We start from the raw sequence: 11,547 nt of genomic DNA, 5'->3' as shown, positions 1-11,547 counted from the left end.
CGTCCCACGATCCCATCACCGGCCGTGTCCGGCAGGCCGAGATCCCCGCGCGGGCGCTCAGCCGGAGCGGCGCCGGGCGGCGTCACGGCGCTCGGCGAGCCACTGCCGCAGGTCGGTGAGCGGGGCCGCCCGCCCGGGCTCGTGGTAGATCTCGTGCCAGAGCCCCTCGTACCAGCGCACCGTGGTGTCGGCGGAACCGCTGGCCTCGTCGAGCTTGCGGGTCCCGGCCGGATCGGTGAGCCGGTCGGCGGTGCCGTGCTGCACCAGCACGGGCACCCGCAGCTCCGCGCTCCGGGGCGGCAGGGTGGCCATCTGGGCGTAGACGGCGGCGCCGAGGGCCAGGGTCGGCTTGCCGTGGTGCACGAGCGGGTCGGCCTGGTAGTCGTCGACGACGGCCGGGTCGGAGCTGATCGCGGACGTGTCGATCCCGACCGGGCGGGCCAGGGGCAGCACCCGGGACACCGCTGACAGCACCGGGACCAGGGCGGCGGGGACCGTGTCGGACGCGAGCGCGGGCGCGGACAGCGCGAGCCCGGCGATCCGGTCCTGGTGGCGCAGGGCGTAGGCGAGCGCGATCTGGCCGCCCAGGCTGTGCCCCAGCAGGAAGACCGGCAGCCCCGGGTGGCGGGCGACGACCTCGCGCCGGAAGGTCTCGAAGTCCTGCAGCAGGTCGTCGTAGCGCCGGACGTGGACCCGGGTCCCGCCGGAGCGGCCGTGGCCCCGGTGGTCGAGGCCGTAGACCGCCCACCCGTCGGGCAGCACGGCGTCGACGACCGTGCCGTAGCGGCCGGAGTGCTCGCCGATGCCGTGGCTGATCAGCAGGACGCCGGTCGGGTCGCCGTCGGGCAGCCAGGCCTGCCAGTACAGCTCGACCCCACCGACGCCGGGCAGCCGGCCCTCGACGTCCGGGCCGGTGGTCACGCCCCGGTCACGTCCTGCTCGACGTCGCCGCACGCCGGGACCTCGACGTCGACACCGGTGCCGGACCCGGCGACCAGCCGGTACCGCCCGGCATCGAGGTCGGGCAGGTGGTAGGTGCCGTCGGTGCCGGAGCGGGCCTCGGCGACCGGCTCGCCGTCCTGCTCCAGGACGACGGCGACTCCCGCGGCCGGGCGGCCTCCCGCGGTCCGGACGGTGCCGTGGACCGCGGACGCCCGGCGCAGCCGGAGGGTGACGTGCGCGGCGGAGCTCCCGACGGTGCAGGCGGCGACGCCGGGTCGGTACCCGTCCGGACGGGCGACGACGACGAACTCGCCGGCTCCCGGCACCGGAACCCGGGCGACGCCGTCGGACCCGGTCACCGCGGAGCCGGCAGGTGCGCCTGCCCGGTCGCGGACGTCGACGGCCGTGCCGGCCAGCGCGTGGTCGTCCGGGCCGACGACGCGCACCTCGATGTCCTGCGGCGGGGTGCCGGGGACGATCGACTCGGGTTCGGGACCGGAGCGGGGCACGGTGAGGGCAACGTCCTCGGTGCGCCCGGTGCCGGGCGGGGGCGGTGTCGCGGTCGCCGGTGTCGCGGCGGCCGGTGCCCCGGCTGTCGGTGTCCCGGTCGCCGGTGTCGCGGCTGTCGGTGTCGCGGTCGAGGTCGGTGTCACGGTCGGGGACGCCTCCGGTCCGGTCGACGGTGCCGTCTCCGGCGTGGTGGTCTGCGCCCCGGCCGCGGCCGGGGCCTCGCCGCGGGATCCGGTGCCGGCCCCGCCCGCCGGGCGGGCCGAACGCAGCACCCGGGGTGCCGGCCGGGGCGCGGGCTCGGCGCTCTCCCGTGCCTCGGACGAGCCGGCCCCACCCGGCACCAGGCCGATCATCGCCGACCGGCCGGTCCGCGCCGGGTCCGGGTCGGGAGCGCCCTGCTGCTCCGGGACGCGACCACCCGGCCATGCGTGCTGGGCGGCGATCCGGTCCCGGGCCTCGCGGAACTCCCGCTCGGTGTCGGGCGTGGCCGCACCCCGGCCGGCCGGTCGTTCGGCGGGGACGGTCGTGACCCGCCTGACCAGGTCCGGGTCGACCGGGGAGCGGGGGTCCGGGCGGGGCGGGACGGCGGGCCGCGGCACGGCCGCGGCGGCGCCGGTGGCGGACTCGGCGTCGGCGTCCGTGCCGGCGTCAGTGCGGTCGGTGGCGGCCTCGGTGCCCTCGGAGCGGGTGTCGCTCGATGCGGCGCCGCGCCCGAAGTCGGCCGCGGCGTCGGTGGCGGAGTCGGTGACCGCGCGGCGCGGGTGGCTCGCGCTGATCGCCTCGACCTCCACCTCGTGCGCGGGCTCGTCCGGAGCAGGCCCGCGGTCGGGCCCGGCCAGGACGGTGTCGTCGGAGCGGGCGTCCTCCTCGCTCCGGCCTGCGCTACCGCCCGTCCGGACATCGGTGCCCTGCCCGGCATCGGCGGCCGTGCTGTTCGCGGGGGTTGCCGCAGCGTCGGTGCCGGCGGCCGTCCGGGTATCGGTGCCCGTCCGGGCCTCGGTGCTGCCGGACGCCGGCTCCGCAGCGGACGGTTCGCGGTCGCCGCGCGACGCCCGGAACGCGGCTGCCCCACCGAGGAGGGCCGCGCCACCGGCCACGGCCGCGACCGCGCCGCCCCCGGACGTGCCCGAGCCTCCGTCGCCCGCGTCGTCCGGGCTGCCCGCGCCGCCACCCGAGCCACCTGCATCCGCGCCGTCCGCGCGGCCCGCATCGGCCGTGTCACCCGCGCGGCCCGCCGTGCGTGACTCATCCGCGCGCGCCGCGGTGGCCGGGCTGTCCGCGCTGCCGGCGCTCGAGCTCTCCCCACCCGAACCGGCGACGTCACCCGGACCGTCCTCGGTGGACGGTGAGGTCGTCCGATCCGGGTGCGGCCTCGGCGCCCGCTCCGTGCCCGTCGACGGGGTGCTGATGTCGGGGGCCGAGCTGTCGGGCCCACGGCTCGCGGTCTCGGCGTCCGCCGGCTCGTCCGGGCGGGGCCGCGCCACCGGGGACGGCCTGGGCACCGGCCGGGTCGGGGCGGTGGGCGGCTCGACGGGCTCGACCGGCTTGCCGTCCTTGAACCCGCGCGACCACGGAGGGCCGATCGGGCCGGCGCTGACCCGCGGGGTGATCCGCGGCGTGACCGGCTCGGTCTCGGGGATCCGGTCCGTGGCGTCCTCACCCTCCGGAACCGGGGTGATGTCGGGCGCGGACGAGTGCGTCGGGCCGAGCGCGGGCCGCGCCGCGGCGGCAGTGTCGGCACCGGTGGGCGCGCCGGCGTCCGTGGACGCATCAGCCGATCCGGCAGCACCGGCATCGGCGGCCGCGCCGGCGCCGGGAGCGGCGCCGGCGGCCGCACGCTCCGGAGCGGCATCCGCACCACCGGACGCGTCGTCGGCACCATCGCCGGGCGACTCGGCGTCCCGGACCGGGCGATCGGCGCCGGCCGCTTCCCCGGTCGCGCGGTCGTCGCCGTCGTCCGAGGTCCCTCGCTCGGCGCCGCGGTCGGCGGCACGCTCGTCACCGGCCTCGTCCGGCGCCGGCCGCTGCCGGCCGTCGTCCTCGCCGCGGGCTCGCCGCTCGACCAGATCCGCGACCGTGCGGGGCGGCGCGTCGCCGGACGCCGGCTTCTCGTCCCGGTTCCGCCCCCACCGCAGGAACGCTGCGATCCCGACGGCCACCAGCACCACCACCAACAGCCCCAGCAGGGCCCACGTCGACATCTGGATCCTCCTGCCGGAACGGACGAAGCCGGGCCGACGACGCTGGTCGTGGCCCGGGCAGGTCCGGCGCCCCGTGCGGGTCCACGGTCCGGCAGGATCCGTGACCCGGTCGGCGCGTCCGGCGACGCACCGTAGCACCGATCACCCGGTGACCGGGGCGGACGAACCCCGGCCCGCGTGTCGTCCGGATCATCCACCCACCGGGCGGGCCGCGTCCGCGTCGATCGGCCAGGATCGTCCCATGACCAGCGACCCGGTGTCCCCCGAGCTCGCCGAGATCGCCGCCGCGCACGGCGTCGCGACCTCGTTCCTGGACGGCACCCGCACCGAGCGGCCGATCGACGCCGCAGTGGTGCGGTCGGTGCTCGGCCTGCTGGAGGTCGACGTCGACGGCCCGGCCGCCGAGCGGGTCGCGCTCGCCGGCGCGCGGGAGAAGGCCGCGGCGGGAACGCTGCCGCCGACGATCGGGCACCGCAGTGACCGGGCCCGCCGGGTCCCGGGCCGCGGCCGGCTCACCGCCACCGACGGCCGCCGCGCCGAGGACGGCTGGGCCTCCGATGTGGACGGTGAGCTGCCGGCCGGGCTGGAGCCGGGCCGCTACCTGCTGGAGACCGGGGCCGGCCGCACGACCGTCGTCGTCGCTCCGCCGCGGCTGCCCGACCCGCCGCGGACGTGGGGCTGGATGCTGCAGCTCTACGCGCTGCACTCCCGCAGGTCCTGGGGCATCGGGGACCTCGGCGACCTGACCGACCTCGTGCGCGGCGGCCACGGTGCCGGCGCGGTGCTGCTCAACCCGGTGCACGCGATCACCCCGGTGCCGCCGGTCCAGCCCTCGCCGTACACGCCGTCGTCCCGCCGCTACGCCACCCCGCTGGCGCTGCGGATCACCGACCTTCCCGCCTACGCCGGCGCGGACGCCGCCACCCGGGCCGAGGTCGACGCGCTGCGCCCGGAGACCACCGGCGACCGGATCGCGCACGACCGGGTGTGGGCGGCGAAGCGGTCGGCGCTGGAAGCGTTGTGGCGCAACGCGGGGCGCCCGGACGGCGGGGACCGGGACGACGACCTGACCTCGTTCGCCACGTTCTGCGCCCTCGCCGAACGCCACGGCGGCCGCTGGTCGCTGTGGCCGGACGGTCTCCGCCGGCCGGACGGCCCCGGGGTCGCCGCGGCACGGCGTGAGCTCGCCCCGCGGATCGCCTTCCACTCCTGGGTGCAGCGCCAGGCCGAGGCGCAGCTGGCCGGGGTCCGGGCGGCGGCCCGCGAGGCGGGGATGCCGATCGGCGTCATCCACGACCTGGCCGTCGGCTGCGACCCGGAGGGCGCGGACGCCTGGATGCTGCAGGACGTGCTGGCCCTGGACGCCACCGTCGGCGCGCCGCCGGACGCGTTCAACCAGCGCGGCCAGACCTGGGGCCTGCCACCGTGGCGGCCGGACCGCCTGGCGGACACCGGCTACCGCGCGTTCGGCGACATGGTCCGTGCTCTGCTGACGCACGCGGACGCGCTGCGCATCGACCACGTGATGGGGCTGTGGCGGCTGTGGTGGGTGCCGGCCGGGCAGACCGCCGACCGCGGCACCTACGTCCACTACGACGCCGAGGCGATGCTCGCCGTCCTGCTCCTGGAGGCGCACCGGGCCGGTGCCCTGGTGGTCGGCGAGGATCTCGGGACGGTGGTCCCGGAGATCCGCGAGGACATGGCCGAGCGCAACCTGCTCGGGTCGACGGTCCTGTGGTTCTCCCGCGACCCGGACCCCGTGACCGGGGGTGACGACGGCCCGCTGCGCCCGCCCTCGCGCTGGCCCGAGCGGTCGGTCGCGACGATCTCCACGCACGATCTGCCGACGGCGCCTGGCTTCCTGCGGGGCGAGCACGTCCGGGTCCGCGCGGAGCTCGGCCTGCTGGACGACCCCGCCGCCGAGGAGGCGAAGGCCGGCGCCGAGCGCGAGGAGCTGCTCGCGTTGCTGGTCTCGGAGGGACTGCTGGCGTCCACGGAGGAGCCCGACGAGGACACCGTCATCGTGGCGCTGCACGAGCTGCTGGCGTCGGCACGGTCCTCGGTGGTGCTGGCGTCGCTGTACGACGTCCTCGGGGAGGCCCGCCAGCCGAACCTGCCCGGCACCGTCGACGAGTACCCGAACTGGCGGATCCCGCTCCCGGCCAGCCTGGAGGACGCGCTGGCCGACGACCGGGTCCGGCGCGTCGCCGAGGTCCTGAACCGGCGGTCCGCGCCGTGACGGTGACCTGGCAGTATCCGCACCGATGACCGCACACAGCGACACCGGCCGCGGCGCCGTGGACCCGTCGGCCGTCGACCTGGTCCGAGCCGACGGCACCGCCGGTGCCCTGTGGCAGGCCTGGACGACCGGCGAGCGCCTCCGCACCCTGCCCGAGCTGCTGCGTCCGCGGACCCTCGCCGAGGGCTTCGCGGCCCAGCAGCGACTGTCCGAACGCGCCGGGCCGTCGTACGGCTGGAAGCTGGCCGCGACCGCACCCGCCGGTCAGGCACACATCGGGGTGGACGCCCCGCTGGCCGGTGTCCTCTTCGACCGGTTCCGCCACGCGTCGGGGGACACCGTCCCCTCCGGAGACCTGCACATGGCCGTGGCGGAGGCGGAGTTCGCGTTCGTACTGGGGTCCGCCGTGGACGCCGGTGTGTCCCCTGCGGAGCTGCGGGCGGCGGTGGCAGCAATCCACTGTGCGCTGGAGCTGCCCGAGTCGCGGTTCGAGGACTTCGCCGGGGCCGGGGCCCCCTCGCTGCTGGCCGACGCCGCGTGCGCCGGCCGGTTCGTGCTCGGTCCGGAGATCGAGGGCGCGCCGGGCCTGGACCTGGCCGCCACCCCGACCCTCCTGCAGGTCGACGACGAGAGCGCCACCGGCAGCGGCGCGGCCGTCCTGGGCGATCCGTGGACGGCGCTGGCCTGGCTGGCCGAGGACCTGCCCCGGCACGGAGCACGCCTGGAGGCAGGCACCGTGGTCACCACCGGGACGACGACGGTTCCGGTCGCGGTCCGGCCCGGCGCGACGGTCCGCGCGAGCTTCGGTGCGGGCGGCGCCCTCGGCTCGGTCGAGTGCACCCTCGCCCCGGCCTGACCGGCCGGGGGTCAGCGCACGACGCGCAGCGCGCCGGCCGCGCACCGCACGCGGACCTCGGTCCCGGCCGCGACGTCGTCCACCTCGCCGTCGATCTGCACCGGCATCGGCGCGCAGGTCGTGAACCGGAACTCCGACGTGGCCGGCTGCCGCCCGAGCCCGCGCAGCGCCGCCCGCACCGCGATCGCCACCTGCTTCCACTTGGGACGGTGTTCGAGCAGGACGACCTCGAACCGGCCGTCGTCCGGCCTGCTGTCCTCGCTGAGCTCGGCGACCTTGGCCATCTCGCCGATGTTCGCGAAGACCAGGTTGTCGATCCGCCGCCGCTCCCCGGCCGAGAACTCGATCTCGAACGGGGTGAACGCCCAGAACGACCGCACGGTGGTGAGCACCTCCCGCAGCGTGCCCTTGCCGCCCTCCTCGATCTCCAGGGCGACGACCGGGGTCAGCCCGAACCCGATGTAGGAGTGGGCGTACCGGGGCGGGCCGTCCCCGCGGTGCAGCTCCAGGAGGTCCATGCGCTCGGTGCGGCCGTCCAGGATCGCCTCGGCGAGCGGGCGGCGTGCGGTGACGCGCTCGTGGTCGTTCGCGTTCCCGGCCGCGAGGACGGCCGCCGCGGCACCGGTCCCGGGCACGTCCACGATCCCGTTGACGACCTCGTTGTACCCGCCGTCCCCGCTGGCCGAGACGATCAACGGTCGCCCCGGCCCGGACGCGACCTCACGCGCGATGTCGCGGGCGTGCCCGGCGTACTCGGTCGGGCGCAGCTCCACGGGCAGCTCGGAGCGGGCCGCGGCCAGCTCGTCGCGCAGCGCGCGGGCGTGCGCGCCGGCGTCGCCGGTGCTCCCGGGATTGAACACGATCAGGACGGAGTCGATCGGCTCGGCCACGCGCGCAGCGTAGACGGGATCGGTGCGGCACGGTGGACGTCATGGACCTCCAGTTGACCGGTCGGCGGGCGATCGTGACGGGCGGCAGCCGCGGCATCGGGTTCGCGGTGGCGCGGGCACTTGCCGGCGAGGGCGCCCGGGTGGCGCTGCTGGCCCGCGACGCCGGCCGGCTGGACGCCGCCGCGGCCGCGCTGCGGGACGCCGGCGCGCCCGAGGTGCTCACGGTCCCCGCGGACACCACCGACGACACCGCCGTGCGCGCCGCGGTCGGGGTGGTCGCCGACCGCTTCGGCGGGGTGGACATCCTGGTGAACGCCGCCGCGCGGCCGGCGAGCGCCGGCGCACCGTCCGATCTGGCCGGCACCACCGACGACGCCGTGCGTGTCGAGCTGGAGACGAAGCTCCTCGGCTACCTGCGCTGCGTGCGGGCGGTGGCACCGCTGATGACCGCCCAGGGCTGGGGCCGGATCGTGAACGTCAGCGGGTTGAACGCGCGGAGGTCGACGTCGCTGGTCGGGTCGGTGCGCAACGTCGCGGTGGCGTCGATGACGGCCGCGCTCGCCCACGAGCTCGGGCCCCAGGGGGTGAACGTGACGGTGGTGCACCCGGGGATCACCGAGACCGAGCGGACACCCGGGGTGCTCGCGGAGCGGGCCGCGGCCGCGGGGACCGACGAGGCCGCGGTGCGGGCGGAGCTGGGCGCGACGACGACGATCGGCCGGATCGTCACGGCCGCCGAGGTCGCCGACGTCATCGCCTTCCTGTGCTCGCCGCGCTCGGTGGCGGTCAACGGGGACGCGGTCGCCGCCGGTGGCGGTACCCCGGGCGTCACCCACTACTGAGCCGCGGGACCGGGCGCACCGCGACCCCGCGATGGCACGATGACCGGATGGACGCGACCCGCGTGGACCGCTGGCTGTGGTCGGTGCGCCTGGCGAAGACCCGCGCCGACGCCGCGACCGCCTGCCGGGGCGGGCACGTGCGGATCAACGACCGGCCCGCGAAGCCGGCCTCGCCGGTGCGGGTCGGCGACCGTGTCCGGGCCCGGATGCACGACCGGAACCGGATCGTCGAGGTCACCCGGATCATCGAGAAGAGGGTCGGCGCCCCGATCGCGCAGGAGTGCTATGTCGACCACACCCCGCCCGAGCCGACCGGAACGCCGGTGTTCGCGCGACGGGAACGGGGCGCCGGCCGGCCCACGAAGAAGGACCGCCGGGTGCTCGACCAGCTCGGCCTGTCCCGCCGGGGCCGGTAGCCGTCGGCCGTCCGGTGCCCACCTGTGAGGATGGGCCCATGTACGACGTCCTGATGCGCACCGTCCTGCGGCACGTGCCGTCCGAGCCCGCGCACCGGATGGGCTTCGGCGCGGTCCGTGCCCTCGGCGGCGCCCCGGTCGTCGGGCCGCGGCTGGCCGGTCGCCTCGCGCCCACCGACCCGGTGCTGCGGACGCGGGCGCTCGGGCTCGACTTCGCGGGGCCGCTCGGCCTCGCCGCCGGGTTCGACAAGGACGCCGGGGGCGTGCTCGCGCTCGGCCGGCTCGGTTTCGCGGCCGTCGAGATCGGCACCGTGACCGGGCGGGCGCAGCCCGGGAACCCGAAGCCGCGGCTGTTCCGGTTCGTCGAGGACCGCGCGCTGCTCAACCGGATGGGCTTCAACAACGCCGGTGCGGCCGCCGTCGCGCCGAGGCTGGCTGCGCTGCGGGCCCGGCCCGCCCCCGGCATGCCGGTCCTGGGGGTCAACATCGGCAAGAGCAAGGCCGTCGCCGCCGCGGACGCCGCCGACGACTACCGGGTGAGCGCCGCCGCGCTCGGTCCCTACGCGGACTACGTCGTGGTCAACGTCAGCTCCCCGAACACGCCCGGGCTTCGGGACCTCCAGCAGGTCGACGTGCTCGAGCCGCTGCTCGTCGCGGTACGGGAGGAGCTCGACCGGGTGGCCGGGGGTCGCCGCGTCCCGCTGCTCGTCAAGATCACGGTGGATCTCGCCGAGGCGGACGTGGACGCCGTCGCCGACCTCGCCGTCCGGCTCCGGCTCGACGGTGTGGTCGCCACGAACACGACCGTGTCCCGCGACGGGCTCAGCGCCCCTGCCGACGAGGTTGCCGCGGCCGGGGCGGGCGGGGTCTCCGGGCGCCCGCTCGCGGAGCGGGCCCGGCAGGTCGTCCGACGGCTGCGCGGCCGCCTCACCGACGAGCAGGTCGTCATCTCGGTCGGCGGGATCGAGGACGCCGCCGAGGCCTACCGCCGGATCCGGGCCGGCGCCGCGCTCGTGCAGGCCTACACCGGGTTCATCTACGGCGGGCTGCTCTGGCCCTCGCGGCTGCACCGCGAGCTCGCCGGGCTGCTGCGGGCCGACGGGTTCGGCAACGTCGAGCAGGCGGTCGGGGCCGATCTCTGACCGGCGCGCGGGCCGGGCACCGGCCGGCCCGGTCCTGGACATACGAAAAAGCGCCCCGGAACCGTTCACCGGTTCCGGGGCGCTCTTCTGAGGTTGAATGTCGGCGGCGACCTACTCTCCCACACCCTGACGAGTGCAGTACCATCGGCGCTGGAAGGCTTAGCTACCGGGTTCGGAATGGGACCGGGCGTTCCCCTACCGCCATAACCACCGACAACACTATCCAAAAATAAACCCCACAAGAAACCCTCGCAGGGCCCAACCCACACAACCACCCCGACACGGGCACGGTTGTGGACTCAGGGTCACACAGTGGATGCGAACAACACGTCATGGCAAGCCCTCGGCCTATTAGTACCGGTCAACTCCACCCCTCACAAGGCTTCCATCTCCGGCCTATCAACCCAGTCATCTCCTGGGAGCCTTACCCACTCAAAGGTGGTGGGAGACCTCATCTTGGAACAGGCTTCCCGCTTAGATGCCTTCAGCGGTTATCCCTCCCGAACATAGCCAACCAGCCGTGCCCCTGGCGGGACAACTGGCACACCAGAGGTTCGTCCGTCCCGGTCCTCTCGTACTAGGGACAGCCTTCCTCAAGTCTCCAACGCGCGCGGCGGATAGGGACCGAACTGTCTCACGACGTTCTAAACCCAGCTCGCGTACCGCTTTAATGGGCGAACAGCCCAACCCTTGGGACCTACTCCAGCCCCAGGATGCGACGAGCCGACATCGAGGTGCCAAACCATGCCGTCGATATGGACTCTTGGGCAAGATCAGCCTGTTATCCCCGGGGTACCTTTTATCCGTTGAGCGACACCCCTTCCACCAGGAGGTGCCGGATCACTAGTCCCGACTTTCGTCCCTGCTCGACCCGTCAGTCTCACAGTCAAGCTCCCTTGTGCACTTACACTCAACACCTGATTACCAACCAGGCTGAGGGAACCTTTGGGCGCCTCCGTTACCCTTTAGGAGGCAACCGCCCCAGTTAAACTACCCACCAGGCACTGTCCCTGAACCAGATCATGGCCCGAGGTTCAGACACCCAATTCGACCAGAGTGGTATTTCAACAACGACTCCACGACCACTGGCGTGACCGCTTCCCAGTCTCCCACCTATCCTACACAAGCCGAACCGAGCACCAATACCAAGCTATAGTAAAGGTCCCGGGGTCTTTCCGTCCTGCCGCGCGTAACGAGCATCTTTACTCGTAATGCAATTTCGCCGAGTCTGTGGTCGAGACAGCGCCCAAGTCGTTACGCCATTCGTGCAGGTCGGAACTTACCCGACAAGGAATTTCGCTACCTTAGGATGGTTATAGTTACCACCGCCGTTTACTGGCGCTTAAATTCTCCGCTTCGCCCCAAAGAGGCTAACGGGTCCTCTTAACGTTCCAGCACCGGGCAGGCGTCAGTCCGTATACATCGTCTTGCGACTTCGCACGGACCTGTGTTTTTAGTAAACAGTCGCTTGGGCCTGGTCTCTGCGACCACCCACCCCTAGCCAGCACG

General features: G+C 74.8%; 8 protein-coding genes and 2 rRNA genes (1 of these 10 cut by a window edge). 5 read left to right on the top strand and 5 right to left on the bottom strand.

Translation table 11 applies throughout. The features are described from left to right. Positions 1–57: 57 nt before the first annotated feature. Positions 58–921, bottom strand: a complete 864-nt coding sequence (locus H7X46_RS01960; protein WP_186357767.1) for an alpha/beta hydrolase — start codon at positions 919–921, stop codon at positions 58–60. Beyond that, positions 918–3,653 (bottom strand): carboxypeptidase regulatory-like domain-containing protein, encoded by a 2,736-nt coding sequence (locus tag H7X46_RS01955; RefSeq protein ID WP_186357766.1) that lies wholly within the window; start codon positions 3,651–3,653, stop codon positions 918–920. The genes H7X46_RS01960 and H7X46_RS01955 overlap by 4 nt, the downstream gene beginning before the upstream one ends. Positions 3,654–3,894: 241 nt before the next feature. On the opposite strand from H7X46_RS01955, the gene malQ reads away from it, so the two are divergent. Together malQ and H7X46_RS01945 are read left to right on the top strand one after the other, a co-directional pair. Next, a complete protein-coding gene (malQ, locus tag H7X46_RS01950; RefSeq protein WP_186357765.1) occupies positions 3,895–5,892 on the top strand; it encodes a 4-alpha-glucanotransferase in 1,998 nt (665 codons plus the stop codon). A 25-nt stretch (positions 5,893–5,917) separates the two neighbouring features. Next, positions 5,918–6,748, top strand: coding sequence for a 2-keto-4-pentenoate hydratase (locus tag H7X46_RS01945; protein WP_186357764.1), 831 nt, complete (start codon positions 5,918–5,920; stop codon positions 6,746–6,748). Between the two features lie 11 nt (positions 6,749–6,759). Here H7X46_RS01945 and H7X46_RS01940 read toward each other — a convergent pair whose 3' ends face one another. Beyond that, positions 6,760–7,638, bottom strand: a complete 879-nt coding sequence (locus H7X46_RS01940; protein WP_186357763.1) for a diacylglycerol kinase family protein — start codon at positions 7,636–7,638, stop codon at positions 6,760–6,762. A 41-nt stretch (positions 7,639–7,679) separates the two neighbouring features. On the opposite strand from H7X46_RS01940, the gene H7X46_RS01935 reads away from it, so the two are divergent. From H7X46_RS01935 to H7X46_RS01925, 3 genes are read left to right on the top strand one after another with little or no spacing between them, the layout of a single operon-like run. Further along, the gene (locus H7X46_RS01935; protein ID WP_186357762.1) at positions 7,680–8,480 is read left to right on the top strand and encodes an SDR family NAD(P)-dependent oxidoreductase; all 801 of its coding nucleotides are present in this window, start codon (positions 7,680–7,682) and stop codon (positions 8,478–8,480) included. A 47-nt stretch (positions 8,481–8,527) separates the two neighbouring features. Next, the gene (locus H7X46_RS01930; protein WP_186357761.1) at positions 8,528–8,896 is read left to right on the top strand and encodes an RNA-binding S4 domain-containing protein; all 369 of its coding nucleotides are present in this window, start codon (positions 8,528–8,530) and stop codon (positions 8,894–8,896) included. Between the two features lie 38 nt (positions 8,897–8,934). Then, positions 8,935–10,038, top strand: coding sequence for a quinone-dependent dihydroorotate dehydrogenase (locus H7X46_RS01925; RefSeq protein WP_186357760.1), 1,104 nt, complete (start codon positions 8,935–8,937; stop codon positions 10,036–10,038). Positions 10,039–10,136: 98 nt separating this feature from the next. Here the strand turns inward: H7X46_RS01925 and rrf are convergent. Then, a 5S ribosomal RNA gene (gene rrf, locus H7X46_RS01920) occupies positions 10,137–10,253 on the bottom strand. A gap of 117 nt (positions 10,254–10,370) precedes the next feature. Further along, positions 10,371–11,547 (bottom strand): 23S ribosomal RNA (locus tag H7X46_RS01915); it runs 1,909 nt beyond the window's last position.

The sequence above is a fragment of the Pseudonocardia sp. C8 genome (genome assembly GCF_014267175.1).
GTDB lineage: Bacteria > Actinomycetota > Actinomycetes > Mycobacteriales > Pseudonocardiaceae > Pseudonocardia.
The sequence above is the reverse complement of the archived record's forward strand: the minus strand, read 5'-3'. Positions and strand labels throughout refer to the sequence as shown.